Consider the following 18,770-nt stretch of genomic DNA (forward strand, 5'->3'; position numbering starts at 1 on the left):
TCTATGCACCAGATCAAGATGTTCAAAGGAATGGAATCCGAGTTGAACGTGCTCGAAAAAGACGTCAACGAATGGCTCGCGCAAAGCCGCGTGCGGGTCATTCAAATGCTCGGCAACATCGCACCGCAAAGCATCCCGCCGACCGCGAAAGGTTCCGGCCTTTCGACGACCGAATTCGCGCCGTCCGATGTGTTGTTCGTGGTCGTGTACGAAAAAACGACTTAGAGATAGTGGTCGGTGTTCAGTGGTCCGTGATCAGTTGCGGAGTGTCAAGGTCTATTTCCTCGCTGACCACTGACCACCGGCCACTGAACACTTCCTATCTTGCGAGCGCTTGCGCAATCAGCGCGGCGCTGGCGTTGCCGCCGCTGAGCACGCAGCCGATCTTTCGGCCTTTCCATCGCTCGCGGTCTTTCGTGATCGCGGCCAGCGCCAATGCGCCGGCTCCTTCGGCGAGGTTGTGCGTCGTGCGCAGCAGCTCGCGCATCGCCCGGAGCGCTTCGTCGTCGCTCACCGTCACGATGTCGTCGGCGTAGCGCAAGATCCAGCGCAGCGCGAGCTCGTGGGGAGTGCTGCACGCCACTCCTTCGGCCACGCGGGTCTTGCTCGGCTCCGTCGTGAGGCGCCCTGCTCGAAACGAAAGCGCGTAGGCCGGCGCATGTTCCGACACGACGCCGATCAAGCGCGTCTGCATGCCGAGCGCCTCGCGCGCGGCGGCCAAGCCGCAGAAGCCGGAGCCGAGCCCGATCGGGACGTAGATCGCGTCGAGCAGCGGCACGCTTCGCGCGCGCATCGCGTGAAACCATTCGAGCCCGTACGTGGCGACTCCGCGCACGAGCCAGGGATGGAACGACGGCACCGGATGCAGCCCTTCCCGCGCCGCCAGCTCGCGAGAATGCTCGAGCGCCGCTTGGAATTCGTCGCCGTGTTCGACGAGCTCCGCGCCGAGCGCGCGCATCGCGGCGTTCTTCTCGGGGTTGTTGTTCTCGGGCACGACGATCACGGCCCGTAAGCCGCGCCGGCGCGCGTTCCAAGCGATCGACTGGCCGTGGTTGCCGGTCGAGGCGGCGATGACGCCCGGCGTTTTCGGTTCGGCCTTGAGGAGCTCGTCGAGATAGACGAACCCGCCGCGGACCTTGAACGCTCCGAGCGGCGTGTGGTTCTCATGCTTGATCCAAACGTCGCAGCCGAGCGCTTCGTTCAACAGGGGCCAAGCGTAGGCCGGCGTCGGCGGAATCGCTTCTTCGATGAGCACCGCCGCCGAGGCGATCTCGGAGAGGGTGGGGAGCGGAGGAAGCTCGGTCGCGAAGATCATTTGGTGGACGCTTCGATGATGTAATCGGTCGCCGCGCCGAACTTCGCCGGAAGCGGCATGTTCGACCAAGCCGGATCGTCGCCGATACGCATCCGCCACTTGCCGGCGAGCGAGATCGAGCGGTCGGCCTGCTTGAGCACGGGTGCCGCCGACAGAGCGCGAGGGCTCGGCAACTTCATCCCGACGGTCGGCATGCGACGCACGACGATCAGGTTCGCATCGCCCGGTGCGACCGCTTCGGCCTCGACGCGGTTTCCGTTCGGCGCGGTCACCGGCTTGCCGTTGAACCAGATTTGATCGGTCGCGCGCAGATCCGGCAGCTCCAGCGTCACCCCTTCTTTCGACCACGACGACGGCACGCGCACCACGCAACGGAGCCAGAGCGGCCCGGAGTAGTCGTCGAGACTCCGCTCGATGGCCGGGGCGAGCGTGCTCGGCACATCGAGCATCATCCAATGGCGCTGGAGTTCTTCGCGCCGCGACACGGCGGGAAGTTGCTCGGGCATTGTTTGCCCGGTCGCCGCGAAGACGCCGCTGAGAAGCAAGCGGAGAAAGAGCGGATCGTCGAAGTCGGCTGCTTCGCCGAGCGATGTGTAGTACGAGCGACTGCCGTCGGCGCGAACGAACGTCCACGCGACCGGCTGCGATTCGCGATCTTGAACGCCGCTCCAAGCCGTATGCAATGCCGAGCCCGACGACTCCGAGATCTCGAATCGATAGAGTCCGCCGACGCGCTCGAAGGGCTGCAACAACGACGTCACCAAGCCGATCGAAAACGTCTCGAATTTGCGGTGAATCTCGGCCGGGTTCTTCGAATCGGAATGCCCCAGATACTTCGCGCCGAGCACATCGACATCGAACGTCGGCCACGCTTCGTAACCCTGCGGGGTCTCTGCGCCGTCTTTCAGCGCGAAGGCGTGGCTCGTCGTGCGGATGCCGATCACCGGCTTCTTTGCGGCGACGAACCGGCGGACGATCGCCATTTGCTCGGGCTTCAAGACCTTGCGGCGGATGCTGAGGATCGCGACGTCCGCTTCGTCGAGCACTTCGAGGCCGGGAATGTCGTACTGCGTCGTGCCTCCGTCGAGCGGCGCACTGCCGAAGACATAGCTCACGCGGAAGTCGCCGAGATAGCGATTCGCGAAGTCGGGGAGCGTTTGCGCGGTGCCGTAGCCCTCTTCCGCGACGACGATCGCCACATGCGGGCGTTTATCGGCAGCGTAGCGGAAGGGCTTCTTGTCGCCGAGGATTTGATCGCTCGAAATGGTCGGGCAGACGCGCTGTTCGACATGCGCAACCATCCGATCGTTGCCGGTGAAGTGGGCCACGTACGGCCACATCTTCGGGTTGTACATCGTGTCGGTCAGGTCGCGCAGCAGCACGGCGTTCTTGCCGCCGAGCATCATGCGCCGTAAACCGAACGGCCGGCCGAGGACGCACATATTCAAATGCACGCCGGTGAGCACCACGTTCTTAATGCCGCGGGCTTCAAGAATGTTCCAAACTTCTTCTCCCTTGTCGCTGATGAAGTCTTGTGCGTCGTCGATCTTGATCATGTCCGATTGCCGCTTCCAAGGCATCTTCGGGTTGCGGCCGAGCGCCGTGAGCTTCGCGGCCCATTCGGCGTGCTCCTGCGGGTCGTCGTCTTCGCCGCCGTCGGATTGATCGAGCGGATACACGGCCTGCCGCTCCGAAGGAACGATCGAACACCAGCGCGCGACGTCCGGCGGCAACACGGCCGACTTCGGCGCGGCGATCGCTCGCGCCCGAGCCGGATGCTCGGCATAAGCCGGCATGCAATCGCTCGGGGCGTGAATGATCGTCATGCCGAGCTCGCGCGAGCGATGGACGACGGCATTCAGCCGCGGCCCGAACTCTTCGAGCCGGCGTACCGCATTGAGGCAATGATGGTAGTCCCACACGTCGCAGACGATCAGGGCCGTGGTCTTCGGGTCCCAGTTTTCGCTCCGTTCGACGACATGAAAGCGATTCGTGCCCGCCGCGGTTTCGGTTTGCGAACGGAGCTTGAGCGCGAGGACCTCGGCCTGAGCTTGCGCGCCGCCGAGCATCACGGCCGACGCGATGAATGCCGACGAAAGCGAACGGATGCACGACATGGAACGGCCCTTAAATAGGATGAGCTTCAAATGTTATTTGCTTCGCGGTGCGCCTCGCGGGCCGGGCTCCAAAGCACCCACAGAGCGACGACGGCGACCAGCGGACAAAGGCCGGCGAATACGAGCCCGACGTCGAAATTCTTCGTGGCGTCGATGTGTTTGCCGAACAACGGATGGAGCGGCGAAGCGGTCAGCCAGGCGAACGTGCCGAGCAGGCCGGTCACCTTCCCCTGATGCTTGACGGAGAGATCTTGCGTGAACGAGTAGTAGCAAGGGAACAAGCCGAGGCAGCCGCAGCCGACCAAGAGCAAGACGCCGAGCAAAGGCCAACCGGCCTGCAACTGAGGAATGAACAGGCTCAGCGAGGTAGCGAACGAGCAGAGCGTGAACGTGACTAAGCGGGCACGATGAACCGAGGCCCCGAGCCGGGCCAGCCAGAGCGTGAGAAATCCGGCGCCGATGCAACCGACATCGGTGCCGATATAAAAGACGGTGATGAAGCGTCGGGCCTCGGGGGCCGTGTAGCCGCGACCTTCTTCCAGAAACATCGGCAACCAGACGCGGAACAGATGCCAACAGGCGTTGATCGCCGCGACGACGACGAGCAACACGACGAAGCGGCGCGAGAAGATCACTTCGAAGAACGACGCCTCGCCCCGGGCCGTTTCACCCGTCGAGGTCAGCGGTTGCGCGACCGTGGTTTGAAAGTCGCGCGGGCGAAGTGCGAGAAACCAGAGGACGACCCAGCCGAGCCCGACGAGCGCGATCGCTTGAAACACGAAGCGCCAGGAACCTTTTTCGTCGCTCAACAAGAAGCCGACTAGGACCGGCGTGATCGCCGCACCGATCGACGAACCGCTTTGCAGGATGCTATTGCCGAGCGTCCGCTGGCTGGGAGGGAGCAGGCGCTGCGTCGTTTTCAGCGCGCAGGGCCAGTGACCCGCTTCGAACACGCCGAGCAGCGTGCGACACAGGAGCATGCCGAAATAGGTTTGCACGTGGCCGGTGCAGTAGCCCATCGCCGACCAGAGAATCAGTGCCGTGGGATACAGCCACCGGACGTTCGTGCGGTCGGCGAGCCAGCCGAAGCCGATCGCTCCGGCGGCGAAGGCCAGCCCGAAGCCGAGCTCGAGGTTGCCGTACTGGTGCTTGGTGAGGTTGAGCTCGTCGGCCGAGGTGATGCGTGTGCTCATCACGGAGAGTGCCTGACGATCGAGGTAGTTGATCGTCGTCGCCAAAAGCAGCAGCCCGCAGACGTAGTAGCGCCACGCCGTCGAACGCTCGGGCACTACCGGCTCGGGCGAACGGAGCGGCGGCTCGTCTTTCGGACGTTGCTCGGCGAGCGCGTCGACGGTCATAGTGCTTCCTCAATTGCCGTGCTTCCTAGAGAGCAGGGGCGTCCCAGGTCTTGCCGTTCCACGCGCGCATGCGTTCGAGCAGCGTGGCGACGTCGCCCGAGAACGTGCGGAACAGCCCTTCACCTTTCTCGGCCGAGGCGTGTTGCGGCAAGCCGATGTGGCCGGGGGTGGAGCGATCTTGCATGATCCAGCCGCGCGTCGCCGGCTCGAAGCCGGGCGTAAACGGCACGTCGATCGTGTGCTTATAATCGCCGACGAGCTCCGGCCGGATCCGCAGTACCATCGATGTTTCCCATTCGCAGGCATGGCCCATCTGCCGCTGCACGAGCGAAGTATCGGCCTCGTAGGGCTTGCCGCCGAGCAGCCAATAGGTCGCGAAGTTGAGCAGCAAGTCGCTGCGGCTGCGATGGCGTTGACGTAGTTCGTACACCGCTTGCTTGCCCGGCACGTCGTTGCCGCCGTGGCCATTGACGAAGACCAGCCGGCGAAAGCCGTGATGGATGAGGTTCTCGAACGTTTCGTTGAGCAAGTTCAAATAGGTGCGCGGAGTCGCGGAGAGGGTGCCGCAGAAATCGATGTGGTGTTCCGAATTGCCGAGCCATTGCAACGGCGCCACAAGCACGCTGCCGGCCCCGTGCTTCGCCGTGAACTGTTCGTGGGCCCGACGTACGACTTCGCCGCAGAGCAGGCTATCGGTAAACACGGGCATGTGCGGCCCATGCTGTTCGAGCGCCGCGACCGGCACGACGACGGGAGTATCTTTCGACAACGCGGCCACTTCAGGCCATTTCATATCGGCAAGCAACATCGAAGCGAAATCCTATGCGCGAGGGGGGCGAGGAATGTACGAGGGAATACGGAACGAGCACGAAACGGGGCGGGGCGGGGAGCAAGCGGAGAAGCCGATAGTCTAACGAACGGCTCGACCTGATGCCACGCGCGAGCTCTTCCTATAGCCAAGCGAATTCCGCGGGAGATTCCGGGACGAGCGGGGACAGTAATGTCCCCGTTGGGCCTGTCGGATGATGCTCCATTGCGCGAGGTTCGTCGAGGATCGGCGTCGAGCGCGCTCCTAACGGCCGGTTCACACCGGCCGCTCGCCTCGGAGGTGGAACGTGATGCTGGGGGAGTGCTTGTCGCCGATGGCGTGCTACTTTTCCGTTTCCAAGCCCCGATAGATCCGGTTGATCCGCGAGCGATTCAAACCCATCACGTGGTCGAAGCGGCTGAGCTTCAGGCCTTCTAGGCCGGGGCGGGTGTCGGCGAGTTTCGCTAGGGCGACGATGTCGTGATCGATCTCGACTTTCGCCATGCGCCGCAGCCACGGTGCCGCGAGGCGAATGCCGCCGTAGGGGCCCGGGTAGCCCGACTTCATAAAGACTACGGTGTAGATCTTCGTCGAGGCGGCATCGATCGGCGTGAGGAAGACGTAGGCCCGATACTTGAGCTTGGCGGGCTTGCCGGTGTCGGCGTCGAACACGGTATGCTCGACGCAGAGATGCAGCGGCGAGAAGCGGGTATACCACTCGGAGTGGAACGCCATCTGCTTGCCGACCCCCATGCCCCAGCGCATCGGGGTGGGTATGCTTTTGTGCGGGCCGTCGGAAACGCAGCGCACTTCACGATCGTCGGACTGCACGTCGATCTTCACTTCGGCCATGCGGTCGAGCTCATAGCCGAACATCATGTGAACCATCGCCGTATGCTCGACCTCGCAGAAGTTGTCGAGCGACACTTCCAACGGCACCGGCGCGATGTGCTCCATACTGCAGAGATGGTAGTAGTCCCGTTGTTCGACTTCCGGAAACTCCGCGTTGCAATCGCGCGGCTTGAGCCACACGAGGCCGTAAGCTTCGCGAATGTCGAACGACGCCATGCGCGCGTGCAGCTTCGGCGTGGCCGGGCTCTCGCCGTTACCCGCGCAGTCGAAGGTCCAACCGTGATACGCGCATTGCAGCTTCTCGCCGACCACGCAGCCGGCGCTAAGGCGCATGCGGCGATGCGGACAGAGATCGTCGAGCGCGCCGAGCTTGCCGTCGGCGGCGCGAAAGAGAGCGAAGTCGCGGCCGTCGATGCGCACGGAGACCGGCTTGCGCTTCAGCTTGCGACTTAGGAATACGGCATTCCAGTGATCGAGGCACGCCATCGCGATCGTTCTCCGCAGCCTTTTCGGTTAGGTCCTCGGTGTGTGAAGATTCGGGGCGGCGATACCGAGGAATTGTTAGCGCCGCGGGAACAATAAAACTAACTCAGACGAGGTACAGGCACAACTTTTGCGCGACTTACAAATTCGCGAAGTTGTGCCGCCGCAAGAGGTTGAGCGTACGGATTTCGCCGACGCTACCGATTACGCCGACCATGCACCGAGCGCGCCGCAACAGGCATGAATCGGCCGACCATGCTCGGTTTCCGATGGGTGATCGGGCCGCCGGATTATTTTCGCGCAATGCCGAGGAATCGGGCGTAGACTTTCGGCGATGCGCCTCGATTCGAGCCGTTTTGCTTCCGCAGCGGCTGGGAAACGCATGGCGCCTCTTTCGCCGCTCGACTTGCTGACGCTTCTTTGACTCGCACCGCCCACTTCGAGATCTTGCGATGAACGCAACTGCTGTTCGTACTTTTCCGCTTCTATTCGTCTTACTTGCTTCGTGCTTCACGGCGCCGAACTTCGTCGCGGCGCAAGCGGCCGATCCCGACGCTTCGGCGATTGACTTGGCGAAGGTGAAGTCCGCCGTCGCGAAATCTTCGGACGACGAGCAAGCCATTCGGGCCGCGATCGGGGCCTATGTCGACGCTTACAATCGAGGCGATGCCGCGGCGCTCGCGCAACTTTGGAGCGAGACGGGGGAATGGATCAGCAACGAGGGGGAACGCCTACGCGGCCCGAAGGAAATCGAAGCGGCGATGAACAAGGTTTTCGCCGGCGCACCCGGCGCGAAGCTCACGCTCGGCAATGCGAACATCCGGCTGATCGCGCCTGATGTGGCGATCGAAGAAGGAACGGCGACCGTGACCGCGACGGACGGCTCGAACGAAGTCTCGAACTACGCGGCGACGCATGTGCGCCGCGGCAAAGATTGGAAGCTGGAAAGCGTGCGCGAGATCGTCGTGTCGGTCGGGCTGGTGCGAGCCCCGCCGCCGAGTCCGCTTGCAGGGCTCGCGTGGCTCGTCGGCCGTTGGGTCGACGACGCCGACGGCTCGCGCATCGAGACGAACGTCGAATGGCGCGCCGGCGGAAAGTTTCTGTTCTATCAATTCCGCGCCATCCTCCTGAACGAAGAGCCGCTCGTCGGCACGCAAGTGATCGGCTTCGATGCCGCGTCGGGCACGATCCGCTCTTGGATGTTCGACGCCGACGGCACGATCGGTGAAGGAACTTGGACGCACGACGGGAAGCAGTGGATCGTGAAGTCGACGCAGACCTTGCCGGACGGCACTCGCGCCGCATCGACGAACGTGTATGAACCGCGCGACGCGGAGAGCTTCGCTTGGAAGTCGATCGGCCGAAAAGTCGGCGAGCGATTCTTGCCGAACATCGAGACCGTGATCGTCGTGCGCGATAAGACCGAGCCGGCAGCGGCGGAAGCCGAGGGGGTGAAGCCGGACGAGAAGCCGGCCGCGGCCGCGAAGCCCACGGCGCCGAAGAAGTAGCGGGCGACGGATGGTCTTTTTTGCATCTTGAATTCTTACTTGTGTTTGCGGAGCGTCTCTCCCATGAAAAAATCATTCACTCGTCTCGTAGCGTACACCTGCATGTTGTCGGTCTTCCCGTCGAACGCTTGGTTCGGCGAGACAAACACGGCCGACGCGCGGGGGGGCGGCGGAGGAGGACGAGGGGGCTTTAGCGGCGGCGGAGGAGGAGGCATGTCGCGCCCGAGCGGCGGTTTCGGCGGCGGGGGCGGAGGTTTTTCCGGCGGGGGCAATTTCGGTGGTGGGGGGGGCAACTTCGGCGGAGGAAACTTCGGTGGCGGCGGAGGCGGCGGTGGTTTCTCACGCAGCGACTTCGGCGGGGGGGTGGGTTTAACGGAGGTGGATTCAACGGCGGCGGGGCTGCCGCGAATCGAAGCCCTTCGCTCGGTCGTTCGCAGTTTCCGAGTTACTCGCCCGACGGCGGCGGCCGCTCCCAATTCGGCAACGGTAATTTCGGCAGCGGTAACTTTGGGAACGGCAACTTCGGTAGCGGTAACTTCGGCAACGGCGGCTTCGGCGGCGACGGCGCTTTCGGGCGGGGTGGGGCCGGGCAGGCCGGCGCGGCGAGTCGGCCGACGCGGCAAAGCCTCGACAGCTTCCTCGACATGCCCGGGAGCGGCGGCGGGCAGAGCGCGCGGAGCAACAGCTTCAATCAAAACAACGACCGCACGACCACGACGACCCCCGGCGGCGCGACGGTCATCCGGGGCGACAACGGCGCGGTGATCAAAGGGGATAACGGCGCGGCCGTGATCGGCGGCGGCAGCTACACGACCAAAGGGGGCACGACGATCGGCGGCGCCGGTGCGGCGGGCTACTACAACGGACCCAACGGCGCGACGCATGTCGGCGGCGGCGGTGCAGCGGGAATCACCAACGGCACCGAATCGGCCGGCGTGGCCGGTCGCTTCAGCGGCACGGCCGGACCCAACGGCGGCCGGTCGGGGAGCGCCTCGGGCATCGCCGCGGCGACCAACGGCAACGGCGTGACGCGCGTCGCCGGCGGCACGGCGGCCGGAGCGCGTGGGCCCGGCGGCGCAGCGATCGGCGGCGCGGCCGGCTTCAACGGCCAAATGCAAAACGGTCGCTTCACCGGCACCGCCGGGAGCGGCTCCGCCATTCGGGGTCCGGCCGGCAACACTTGGACTAATCGGAATCAAGCGGCCGTGGTGAACGGGCAGATCGTCGCCGGGCAGCATTGGAACACCGTGAACGGCAACTTCACGCATTGGAACTACTTCGGCGCAGGCTGGCGCGGCTACTATCCGAACGCGTGGTGGCCCGGCCAATGGGCCGTCGCCGCGACGGCCTGGACCGCCGCGACTTGGGCCGTCGCCGGGAGCTATGTCGGCGTCACTGGCGATCCGAATTACTACGACTACAACAACGGCGTCTCTTATCAAGACGGCACCGTCTACTACGGCGATCAACCGGTCGCCGCGGCCGATCAGTATTATCGAGAAGCGCTCGACCTCGCGCTGCGCGGCGAGCAATCGACCGGCGACGATTGGCTGCCGCTCGGCGTGTTCGGCTTCGTGAGCCAAGGGCAACAAGAGGCCGACAAGCTCGTGCAACTGGCGATCAACAAGCAAGGGATCTTGCGCGGCAACTACCAAGACACGGTCTCGAACCAAGTGACGCCGGTGTTCGGCGCGGTCGACAAGCAAACGCAAAAGGCCGCCTTCATGATGACCGGCAACGACTCGCTCGTCGTCGAGACCGGCTTATACAACCTGACGAACGACGAGGTTCCGGTGCTCGTGCATTACGACGCCGAGAACCAAGCCAACCGGACGCTGATGCGGCTCAAGCAACCGACCCAAGACGGAGCGGCCGGCACGCCGGCGCCGCAACAACAGAGTTCGCAACAAGTTTCTCCGCAACAACCCGGCCCGGCCGTGATCGACTAAGCCGTCGTGCGAAAAGAAAGGCCGCGCATCTCATTCGGATGCGCGGCCTGTTTCGTTCTCTTTCGGCGGTTCCAACGGTCGGTTTACGCCGGCCGCTCGCCACGAATTGTTGTCATCGCTCGGCAATTTAAGCTAGGCTGATTAATCACACGCGGCCGGCAACCGCGCGGAGAGATCGAGCATGCCTCCGTGGGTTTGGAAGCTAAACGCGACGGGTATTGTCGCGGTCGCGAACATGCTCTGCATCGACCTTTGCTTGGCCGTTTATCTATTGTTATTCGGCACGGATGGGCCGATCTCAGGTTGGGAACCACAGTGGAAACTGGACGTGCTTTCCGTCTTACAATGGCCCCTCGTTGTATTGACGTTTCCCATCGGATGGTTTGATCTTTTTTTCCCGAGAATAGACTCGGCTCCAACATTGGTTCCGCTGTTTACGGTTCCGCTGAACGCATATTTTTGGGGCGGCATCGTCACATTGATTCGATGTTGTAAAGCAAAACGAAACATCGAAGCAGCCGCGCAAAAGTGAAGGCCTTTTCGACGCTTCCACCGGCCGGTTCACACCGGCCGCTCGCCTCGGAGTGTGTTGCGATACGTGGTTGCGTTAGGAAAATTCTTTCCTCTTTGAATCGACTTGGATAAGCTTGAAGCGTGTTATGGCTTCTCTGAATCATTCGCATGCGTGCGTATAGCGCCGCTCTTGAATGCCTCTTCTTCCGTTTCGGACCGGCAACACTTGGTTGTCGGACGATCTGCTGATCGTGCTAGATCGGCTCTTCAATATTGGTTGTGGTCTACGTTTTTTGAAACGAGAGACCTTTCAGTTGCAGTGGAATCTCGACTACTCGCACGGTTTCGACGATGAAGAGTTGGAACGGCAGCTTGGTTCGCTCTGCGATCAAGGCTTGCTCCTGCGCGACGACGAAGACCGAGCTTACGGCGCCATTTATCGGATGCTGCCGAAAGGAGGAGCGCTTTGGTCGGAAGAACGTCGTCCGGTTTGGGAACGCTATTGTCAGTGTCGCTGGACTTCGACGATGCGCGGTCGCGAAGTGCTCACCGTCGTCGCCGTCTCGGCCCGGATCCGCGACGATATTCTTCGGGTCTACCCTCGTTCGCCGACGAGAACTCGGACCAAGGTCTTGACCGAGTATCCCTATTTCCTCGGCTGGTTGCCGTTCGACCGGCTTTATCTCGGAGCCGCAATCTGCGACGCGGAAATGCCTTCTCCCGAAGGATCGGCCGAGGAATTCGCAGCATACAGTAAGCGAATCAGCGACAACTATGCGCGATTGGACGCCGAGCGGACTTGGTGGGACGACGTCGCCGACCTCCAGCGATTCATCACTCCCGGTTCCGGCTGATCGCGTTCTGCGCAAAAAGAAAGGCCGCGCATCTCATTCGGATGCGCGGCCTGTTTCTTTACCTTTCGACGCTTCCAACGGCCGGTTCACACCGGCCGCTCGCCTCGGAGGGTTTTCGGCAGCGGTAAGCGGGGCGCTTAGTTGTTGCGCTTGTTCATTTGCGCTTCCAGCTTTTGCTTGAGCTCTTCCAAGTTGAAGCTCGCTCCCTTTTGCATCGGCGGGAACTCGATGAACGTCATCGCCGTCTTCGCGACTTCCTTCTGCACGAACGTAAAGCGCCAGAACTCGAAGACGAACCAGTTGTAGAAACCGAGCGAGCCTCCCTTGCCGTTGTACATGCCGGTTCGTTCGAACGGGTCGAGTCGCAGGTTCGTCAGGATCGGCCAATCGACTTTCTCCGTCGCCCCGAGCCAGCCGTTCGGCTGATCGGTGAAGCGATACTTATAGTCGTTGATGCGCGCCGCACCGAGCGTTCCTTCGGTGAAGTAGAAGATCTCCTTACGGCTCGAAGGACCCTTGCCCGTGATCAGCGCGGTCTGGTCGTAACCGTCGAGATGGACCTTGAACTCTTTCTCGCCGAGAGTCTTCCCTTGCTTCAACTCGGCGACGATGTTCGGATTGCCGGCCGCGGCGACGAACGTCGGAAACCAATCGAGCCCGGAGAAGATGCCGTTTTCGACCTTGCCGGCCGGAACCTTGCCCGGCCAACGGAGAATCGCAGGGACCCGGAAGCCCCCTTCGAGCGCGGTTCCCTTGCCGCCGGCGAACGGCGTTTGGCCGCCGTCGGGCCAAGTGAAGTTTTCCGCGCCGTTGTCGGTGGTGAAGACGACGATCGTGTTCTCGGCCAGCCCGTTGTCGTCGAGATATTTCAGCACGCTGCCGACGACGTCGTCGAGCTGCGCCATACCGGCTTCTTGGATGCTCCAGCCGTTTTCGGGCGTGCGCAGCGCTTGGTATTTGTCGGAAAGATGCGTGACGACGTGCATCCGCGTCGGGTTCAAGTACAAGAAGAACGGCTTCTTCTCCGCGCGGGCCTTGTCGACGAACTTCAGCGAGAGATCCAAGATCTCATCGTCGACCGTTTCCATGCGGTCGGGATAGAGCGTGCCGGCGTCTTCGATCTTTTGCTTGCCGACTTTGCCCCACCGCGGATCGACCGTCGCGTCGTCTTCCGTCGTGGCCCAAGTGTGCAGCATGTTGCGCGGACCGACCGTGGCCTTGAGCTCGGGCGGATAGTTGCGGTGCGAGGGGTCTTCCATCGCGTCGAGATGATAGAGATAGCCGAAGAACTCGTCGAAGCCGTGAACGGTCGGCAGGAATTGGTTTAAGTCGCCGAGATGGTTCTTGCCGAACTGACCGGTGGCGTAGCCCATCGACTTGAGCGCCGTGGCGATCGTCGGGGCTTTGTCGGGCATGCCGGTGAGCGAGCCGGCTTGGCCGACCGTGGTAAGGCCCGTGCGAATCGGAAGCTGCCCGGTAACGAAGTTGGCGCGCCCGGCCGTGCAACTGGCTTCGGCATAGTAGTCGGTGAAGCGCATCCCTTGGTTGGCGAGCTTGTCGAGGTTCGGCGTCCGACCGGACATCATTCCTTGGTGGTAAGCGCCGATGTTGAACCAGCCGACATCGTCTCCCATGATGAAGACGATGTTGGGCTTCTCCTGCGCCGTAGCGCTGTTCGTCGCCGAGGCGACGACCGCGCAAGCGATGAGAAGAGCGAGCGGGAGCGTACGCATTTTCATGGTGTCGGGTCCTCGGGGTGATGGTTGGCTGCAGGCGCGCAAGGAGATGTGGTTTCGCGCCGTAGCCGGGATTGTAGCCCGATAAGATGTTCTGCAACTAGGAAAATGGACCGCTTTCGTGAGGCGAATGTGTTCTCTCAAGAGAAATCGTAAGTGACGACGAATCAGATATAAGTGATATGTAAGGAATGACTGACGTTTGCATGAGGCTTTCCTGTTGGATATGAACAACTCCCTCTTGATCGCGATTTTGCAGATCGGGCCGATTCTCGTCGGTATCTTGCTTGGCCGGTGGCTTCACTACCTCGGACCGCCGCCCAACCTTGCAACCACCTCGGCTCAGATCGCCGCCGCACTGATGTTCGTCGGCTACTGCGAAGCGAAGATCAATCTACGACTCTACATTCATCCTCGTTGCTCACAGGTCTGCGGTGCGGTGTTCCTCTATTCGTTGCCGATCATCTTGGTGATTTCCCAACTTAGTCGACCTCGGTTGGGTGATGACGTCAGCTCGATCGTCGTAGCGCTCATCCCGTTGCCCCCGCTATTTGCGATTCCCCTACTCGTGCGCCTGAAAGTTTGGCGTACCGTGGCCGGAATCGTGCTGTTCGAGTTCGCTTGTTACTTAAGGCAGACGAGCTTTTAGGGCGTAGTTTCCGCAGTATCGGCTTCGTAGACGATTGGTTCGCAATCCGCTGTTCCCTGTCCGAGCCCGCCTCTTTTCTCGCGCCATAGCGGCGACTATGCTGTGGGGGTTCGCCGCTGGTTTCACATTCCCGTCGCTTATCGCATCTCTTAAAAAAATTCACTGGAGTTCTCCGCCGTGACTCATCGCTTTATCCATCGCACAGTTAATCGCTCTATGAAGATCGTGTTAGCGTTGTCGTTGGTTTGTCTTGCGTTCGCTTCGTCGGCCTCGGCCGAAGAAGGTTGGGTCTCGCTGTTCAACGGCAAGGACCTCACCGGTTGGAAGCCGAACGAGCTGCCCGAGAATTGGGAAGTGAAAGACGGCGCGATCCACGGCCACGGCAAGCGGAGCCATCTGTTCTACATGGAAAAGCAATTCGAGAACTTCCATTACAAGGCCGACTTCAAGCTCACCAAGGGGAGCAACTCCGGCATGTACTTCCGCACCGAGTATGCCGAAAACGTTTGGCCGAACGGTTACGAAGCGCAAGTGAACAACAGCCATGGCGATCCTATCCGCACCGGCTCGCTCTATAAGTTCGTCAAGGTCGGCGACCAGCTTGTGGCCGACGATACGTGGTGGACCCAAGAGGTGATCGCCGACGGGAACCACATCACGATCAAGGTGAACGGCAAGACGGTCGTCGACTTCACCGACGAGAAAAACACGTACAAGAAAGGCTACTTCGCCTTCCAACAGCACGATCCGGGCAGCAAGGTCGAGATCAAGAACGTGCTGGTGAAGGAACTGCCGGGAAGCGAGAAGAAGTAGAAAAAGAAGTAAAAAGTGAGAAGGCAAAATGCAAAATGAGGAGGAGCAGACTGCATTTGTTCGCAGTTTTGCCGATTACCTTGAGCATTTTACGTTTCTCCCCACCTGCGGCGGCGATTAGACTATTAGTGGTCGGCTATTAGTCGCGTCGGGTCTTGATCGGGCCTTGGAAGATCTCTAGCGGAGCGTGCGGTCATGAAGTTTTTTGCGGCGTCCGTTTTGGTGCTCACGTCCGTGGTCGTCACGTCGTTCTCCGGCGCGCTCAGGGCCGAAGTAAACGATAAGATTCTCACCGACGTCTACCATCAGGGGCTCAAGACGTTCTATGCGGGCCAGTATGCCGAGGCCCACGACGTCTTCACGCAAGCGATCGACGGCGGCACGAAGGATCCGCGGGCCTACTACTTCCGCGGGCTCGCCAACTCGCGCCTCGGCCGGGCCGCGAATGCGAAGGCCGACTTCGAGAAGGGGGCCGTGATCGAGGGGAAAGACTTCGACGTCTTCTTCAACGTCAGCACGGCGCTCGAGCGCATTCAGGGCAACGAACGACGGACGCTCGAAAGCTATCGGGCCGCCGGCCGCAAACACGCACTCGCCGAGATCGACAAGATTCGCTTCGAGCACTTCCGTCGCTTCGATCCGAACGAAGGAGTGCCCGGCGCCGCGACGACCTCGTCGGGCACCGGCTTGCCGGCCGGCCAAGTACCGGCGGCGGCAACCGAACCGGCCGCGATGCCGGCCACGCCGGGCGCCGCGCCGGCGAACCCATTCGGCACCCCGGCCCCGGCGAACGCCCCGGCGAACCCATTCGGCACACCGGCTCCCGCCGCCCCGGCAACCCCGCCGGCCAAGAACCCGTTCGGAAACTAACGAGCAGGACGAACTTTTTCCGAGGCGAGCGGCCGGTGTGAACCGGCCGTTGGACATTGGAGTGCGGAAATCGACCGCATTAGGAAGAGGGTCGAATGGGATGCTCTTTAACCCGTTATATCTTGCGCCCTAACCAGGATATCACAACAATCCAGGCGCTCGCGCGCGAGTTTCGTCACTCGCTTAGTCGCCCTTCGCGATTGGTCTTTCGAAACCTCAGTGAATCGAAAGTTCGGCGATCGGAACTAAAGTTATTTCGTGATGCCGGCGCTTCCATCGTTGATTTGGTCACGTCCGCGACCCAAGAACAACTCATTCAATTGGCGAAGCGGATTTTGGGAGAGGATGGCTTTTTACTGTGTATCACCAACGATGAAGAATGTGACTTTATTTATCCGAGTCAGGAATGGCTGGACACGCACTATCCGACACATGGACTAGAGTGGCTCTTATTACCTGATAAAGTTCCCATTCCTTGGAACAATACGGCAATGTATGCCTTCCCGAGCAATTCGCCGTCTTGGGACGAAACAGTGCCTATCATGGGTTCACTTTTGTCGGTTGCCGTAGTCGGCAGGCCCCGTCCCTGTCCATACTGTGCTACGATTTACACAAGCCGAGGCGAGCGGGGGCAATGTCCGGCATGCGGGGCGATTGCTCAACCATTCAGTTCGTCGAACGCGGCCCATGCAATCATAGTGATCCCGATAGACGCTTTCGGCTGGGGCACTTGTTACCGCTGCCGAGCATCATATGAATTCAATGCGCTTATCGAGCAATGCAGCAGGTGCGGCCAGATGCTTCAAGCCGAAACAAAGAGGCATGGAAACGTGCTGCGCGACAACTCTAATCGAATTCGAGAGCTTCTCGCACAATTGAAATAACTAGAAATAACTAGAAATAAATTGAATCACGTCGCTCGGCAAGCTAAACGGACACAGCGTTTTCAACGCTCGCTTTAAACGATATTTTGCAAAGCAGCAGGCACGTTCCCGTGCCGTCCGCCACAGACATTTGAGGGAACTCAGTAAGACTCCACCGCATACGATACCTTTCCAGAATGGCGCATGTGGTTACGGCAAGTGGAACGTGCCTACAACTTTCTACTCCTCGGCGATCTCCTCGCTCAGCGCCACCCAGCGTTCTTCCGCTTCTTCGAGTTGCTTCGTGAGCGAAGCCGCTTCGTTGTGAAGCCGGAGCGCTTCCTTTTGATCGGTTGCTTTCAGTAGCTCGGCGGTGACGTTTTTCTTTTCGGTGTCGAGCTTCGCGATCGAGCGTTCGAGCGCGGTCAGTTCTTTGCGGACTTCGCGCTCGGCGCGGCGCGGGGCTCGGGTATCGCCCGTCGACTTCGCGCCGGCAGGTTTCGTCGCCGCCGGTGGGGCCTTGCCGGTCTTCGCAGCCAGTTCGCGCTCGCCGTCTTCGATCTCTTTATTCACCGAGTAGAGATAGGCTTCGTAATCGCCGCGGTAGTTCGTCACGCGACCGTCGCGGACTTCGATGATGCAGGTCGCCACGCGCTTCATGAAGTGTCGATCGTGGCTCGTGAAGATCAGCGTCCCTTTGTAGATCAACAGCGCTTCGGCCAGCGCTTCCACGGTGTCGACGTCGAGATGGTTTCCCGGTTCGTCGAGGATCAAGACGTTGTGCTTGCTCAACAGCAGGCTCGCCATGCAGAGTCGGGCCCGCTCCCCTCCGGAAAGGACCGTGATCTTTTTCTTCACGGCATCGCCGCGGAACAAGAGCGCGCCGGCCATGTCGAGAATCTCTTGCGTCTTCGTCCCTGCGGGCGCGTGATATTCGAGATAGTCGAGCACCGTCTGCTTCTCGGGCAGGCTGGTGTACACATGCTGCGCGTAGACACCCATCTGCGTCGCATGACCCCAACGGACTTCCCCTTCGAGCGGCTCGAGCGAATCGACGATCGTGCGCAAGAAGGTCGTTTTCCCTTGGCCGTTGTCGCCGACGATCGCGGCCCGCGAGCCGTGTTCGATCTCCAGGTCGATCCCTGCGGCGATCTTGCGCTCGGCATAACCGATCGCGAGATCCTTGCACCGCAGCACGGGCCCTTTGCGCGGCTCGACGAGCGGCGCGCGGATCCGCGCGGTCGGCTCGTCGGAGGCGATATCCGTCAGGTCGAGCTTCTCGAGTTGCTTCTGCTTGCTTGCGGCACGCGTGGCCGTGCTGGCGCGGGCCTTGTTCTTGGCGATGAACTCTTCGAGCTGCTTCCGCTTGGCCGAAACCGCGGCGTTGGAGCGCACATCGTGTTCGCGCTGTTCTTCTTGATAGGCGAGGAAGGCGTCGATCTTGCCGGGATACATCGTCAGCTTGCCGCGCGACAGGTCGAGCGTGTGGTCGCACGTGGCGCCGAGAAAGGCGCGATCGTGCGAGACGATGAGGCACGCTTCCTTGTAGTGCCGCAGGAAATGCTCGAGCAAGATCTGCGTGCGAAGATCGAGGAAGTTCGTCGGTTCGTCGAGCAGCAGCAGGTTCGGCTCATGCAGCAGCAGAGCGGCGAGCTTCACGCGCGTCTGCCAACCGCCCGACAGTTTCGCGATCGGGCCTTCGAGATAGGCCCCTTTCAGCTCGAACTCGCCGGCCACTTCGCCGCACTTCCAGTCGGGCTTGCCGCTGTCGCGCATGAGAAACTCCAAGGCGGTTTCGCCTGGGAGAAACGGATCGTGTTGGCGCAGATAGCCGATCTGCAGCTTCGAGCTGCGCGTGACTTCGCCTTTGTCGAGCTCTTCTTCGTCGAGCAAGACCCGGAGCAGGGTGCTCTTGCCGGCTCCGTTGCGGCCGACGAGCCCGACCTTGACGTCGTCGTAGAAAGTCGCGTCGGCGCCATCGAGCAGGATTTGATCCCCGTAGCTCTTATGAGCATTCTTCACCTGCAACAACACACCCATCGACTTACGACCCTTCGTGAAAGGAAAATCACCGACACTTCA

16 protein-coding genes are annotated in these 18,770 nt (G+C 61.4%); 9 read left to right on the forward strand and 7 right to left on the reverse strand.

Annotation, left to right across the window (positions count from 1 at the left end; all coding sequences use genetic code 11):
• The first annotated feature begins 3 nt into the window (after positions 1 to 3).
• On the forward strand, positions 4 to 225 hold the full coding sequence (locus K8U03_16250; protein ID MCE9606447.1) for a hypothetical protein: 222 nt from the start codon (positions 4 to 6) through the stop codon (positions 223 to 225).
• A gap of 94 nt (positions 226 to 319) precedes the next feature.
• On the opposite strand, the gene K8U03_16255 is transcribed toward K8U03_16250, so the two are convergent.
• The 5 genes from K8U03_16255 to K8U03_16275 form a co-directional block, all read right to left on the reverse strand.
• Positions 320 to 1,315: a threonine dehydratase gene (locus K8U03_16255; GenBank protein MCE9606448.1), complete on the reverse strand. Its 996-nt coding sequence runs from the start codon at positions 1,313 to 1,315 to the stop codon at positions 320 to 322.
• Positions 1,312 to 3,432 carry a nicotinamidase gene (locus K8U03_16260; protein ID MCE9606449.1) on the reverse strand — a complete coding sequence of 707 codons (2,121 nt, stop codon included), beginning with the start codon at positions 3,430 to 3,432 and terminating at the stop codon, positions 1,312 to 1,314. The genes K8U03_16255 and K8U03_16260 overlap by 4 nt, the downstream gene beginning before the upstream one ends.
• A 26-nt stretch (positions 3,433 to 3,458) precedes the next feature.
• Positions 3,459 to 4,790: an MFS transporter gene (locus K8U03_16265; GenBank protein MCE9606450.1), complete on the reverse strand. Its 1,332-nt coding sequence runs from the start codon at positions 4,788 to 4,790 to the stop codon at positions 3,459 to 3,461.
• Between the two features lie 25 nt (positions 4,791 to 4,815).
• A complete protein-coding gene (locus K8U03_16270; GenBank protein MCE9606451.1) occupies positions 4,816 to 5,598 on the reverse strand; it encodes a creatininase family protein in 783 nt (260 codons plus the stop codon).
• A gap of 342 nt (positions 5,599 to 5,940) precedes the next feature.
• Positions 5,941 to 6,936, reverse strand: a complete 996-nt coding sequence (locus tag K8U03_16275) for a Rieske 2Fe-2S domain-containing protein (GenBank protein MCE9606452.1) — start codon at positions 6,934 to 6,936, stop codon at positions 5,941 to 5,943.
• A 449-nt stretch (positions 6,937 to 7,385) separates the two neighbouring features.
• Between K8U03_16275 and K8U03_16280 the strand changes: the two genes are divergently transcribed.
• From K8U03_16280 to K8U03_16295, 4 genes are all read left to right on the forward strand, one after another.
• A complete protein-coding gene (locus K8U03_16280) occupies positions 7,386 to 8,441 on the forward strand; it encodes an SgcJ/EcaC family oxidoreductase (GenBank protein ID MCE9606453.1) in 1,056 nt (351 codons plus the stop codon).
• Positions 8,442 to 9,085: 644 nt separating this feature from the next.
• Entirely contained in the window at positions 9,086 to 10,390 is a 1,305-nt protein-coding gene (locus tag K8U03_16285) for a hypothetical protein (GenBank protein MCE9606454.1), read from the forward strand.
• Positions 10,391 to 10,571: 181 nt separating this feature from the next.
• On the forward strand, positions 10,572 to 10,922 hold the full coding sequence (locus K8U03_16290) for a hypothetical protein (protein MCE9606455.1): 351 nt from the start codon (positions 10,572 to 10,574) through the stop codon (positions 10,920 to 10,922).
• A gap of 175 nt (positions 10,923 to 11,097) precedes the next feature.
• A complete protein-coding gene (locus K8U03_16295; GenBank protein ID MCE9606456.1) occupies positions 11,098 to 11,757 on the forward strand; it encodes a hypothetical protein in 660 nt (219 codons plus the stop codon).
• A gap of 137 nt (positions 11,758 to 11,894) precedes the next feature.
• Here the strand turns inward: K8U03_16295 and K8U03_16300 are convergent, their stop codons facing one another.
• Positions 11,895 to 13,496 carry an arylsulfatase gene (locus tag K8U03_16300; protein ID MCE9606457.1) on the reverse strand — a complete coding sequence of 534 codons (1,602 nt, stop codon included), beginning with the start codon at positions 13,494 to 13,496 and terminating at the stop codon, positions 11,895 to 11,897.
• Positions 13,497 to 13,695: 199 nt separating this feature from the next.
• Between K8U03_16300 and K8U03_16305 the strand changes: the two genes are divergently transcribed.
• The 4 genes from K8U03_16305 (at position 13,696) to K8U03_16320 (ending at position 16,709) form a co-directional block, all read left to right on the forward strand.
• Positions 13,696 to 14,142: a hypothetical protein gene (locus K8U03_16305; GenBank protein MCE9606458.1), complete on the forward strand. Its 447-nt coding sequence runs from the start codon at positions 13,696 to 13,698 to the stop codon at positions 14,140 to 14,142.
• A 216-nt stretch (positions 14,143 to 14,358) separates the two neighbouring features.
• Positions 14,359 to 14,955 carry a DUF1080 domain-containing protein gene (locus K8U03_16310; protein ID MCE9606459.1) on the forward strand — a complete coding sequence of 199 codons (597 nt, stop codon included), beginning with the start codon at positions 14,359 to 14,361 and terminating at the stop codon, positions 14,953 to 14,955.
• 195 nt (positions 14,956 to 15,150) lie between these two features.
• Positions 15,151 to 15,825, forward strand: coding sequence for a hypothetical protein (locus K8U03_16315; GenBank protein ID MCE9606460.1), 675 nt, complete (start codon positions 15,151 to 15,153; stop codon positions 15,823 to 15,825).
• 95 nt (positions 15,826 to 15,920) lie between these two features.
• Positions 15,921 to 16,709, forward strand: coding sequence for a hypothetical protein (locus K8U03_16320; GenBank protein ID MCE9606461.1), 789 nt, complete (start codon positions 15,921 to 15,923; stop codon positions 16,707 to 16,709).
• A gap of 219 nt (positions 16,710 to 16,928) precedes the next feature.
• Here the strand turns inward: K8U03_16320 and K8U03_16325 are convergent, their stop codons facing one another.
• On the reverse strand, positions 16,929 to 18,728 hold the full coding sequence (locus K8U03_16325) for an ABC-F family ATP-binding cassette domain-containing protein (GenBank protein ID MCE9606462.1): 1,800 nt from the start codon (positions 18,726 to 18,728) through the stop codon (positions 16,929 to 16,931).
• Positions 18,729 to 18,770: the final 42 nt, after the last annotated feature.

This window comes from Planctomycetia bacterium (assembly GCA_021413845.1).
In the GTDB taxonomy this organism is placed as follows: Bacteria; Planctomycetota; Planctomycetia; order Pirellulales; family PNKZ01; genus PNKZ01.

Coding starts and splice junctions, on each gene's coding strand:
- K8U03_16250 (MCE9606447.1), top strand. CDS start 4: ATGCACCAGATCAAGATGTTCAAAGGAATGGAATCCGAGTTGAACGTG.
- K8U03_16255 (MCE9606448.1), bottom strand. CDS start 1,315: ATGATCTTCGCGACCGAGCTTCCTCCGCTCCCCACCCTCTCCGAGATC.
- K8U03_16260 (MCE9606449.1), bottom strand. CDS start 3,432: ATGTCGTGCATCCGTTCGCTTTCGTCGGCATTCATCGCGTCGGCCGTG.
- K8U03_16265 (MCE9606450.1), bottom strand. CDS start 4,790: ATGACCGTCGACGCGCTCGCCGAGCAACGTCCGAAAGACGAGCCGCCG.
- K8U03_16270 (MCE9606451.1), bottom strand. CDS start 5,598: ATGTTGCTTGCCGATATGAAATGGCCTGAAGTGGCCGCGTTGTCGAAA.
- K8U03_16275 (MCE9606452.1), bottom strand. CDS start 6,936: ATGGCGTGCCTCGATCACTGGAATGCCGTATTCCTAAGTCGCAAGCTG.
- K8U03_16280 (MCE9606453.1), top strand. CDS start 7,386: ATGAACGCAACTGCTGTTCGTACTTTTCCGCTTCTATTCGTCTTACTT.
- K8U03_16285 (MCE9606454.1), top strand. CDS start 9,086: ATGCCCGGGAGCGGCGGCGGGCAGAGCGCGCGGAGCAACAGCTTCAAT.
- K8U03_16290 (MCE9606455.1), top strand. CDS start 10,572: ATGCCTCCGTGGGTTTGGAAGCTAAACGCGACGGGTATTGTCGCGGTC.
- K8U03_16295 (MCE9606456.1), top strand. CDS start 11,098: ATGCCTCTTCTTCCGTTTCGGACCGGCAACACTTGGTTGTCGGACGAT.
- K8U03_16300 (MCE9606457.1), bottom strand. CDS start 13,496: ATGAAAATGCGTACGCTCCCGCTCGCTCTTCTCATCGCTTGCGCGGTC.
- K8U03_16310 (MCE9606459.1), top strand. CDS start 14,359: ATGAAGATCGTGTTAGCGTTGTCGTTGGTTTGTCTTGCGTTCGCTTCG.
- K8U03_16315 (MCE9606460.1), top strand. CDS start 15,151: ATGAAGTTTTTTGCGGCGTCCGTTTTGGTGCTCACGTCCGTGGTCGTC.
- K8U03_16320 (MCE9606461.1), top strand. CDS start 15,921: ATGGGATGCTCTTTAACCCGTTATATCTTGCGCCCTAACCAGGATATC.
- K8U03_16325 (MCE9606462.1), bottom strand. CDS start 18,728: ATGGGTGTGTTGTTGCAGGTGAAGAATGCTCATAAGAGCTACGGGGAT.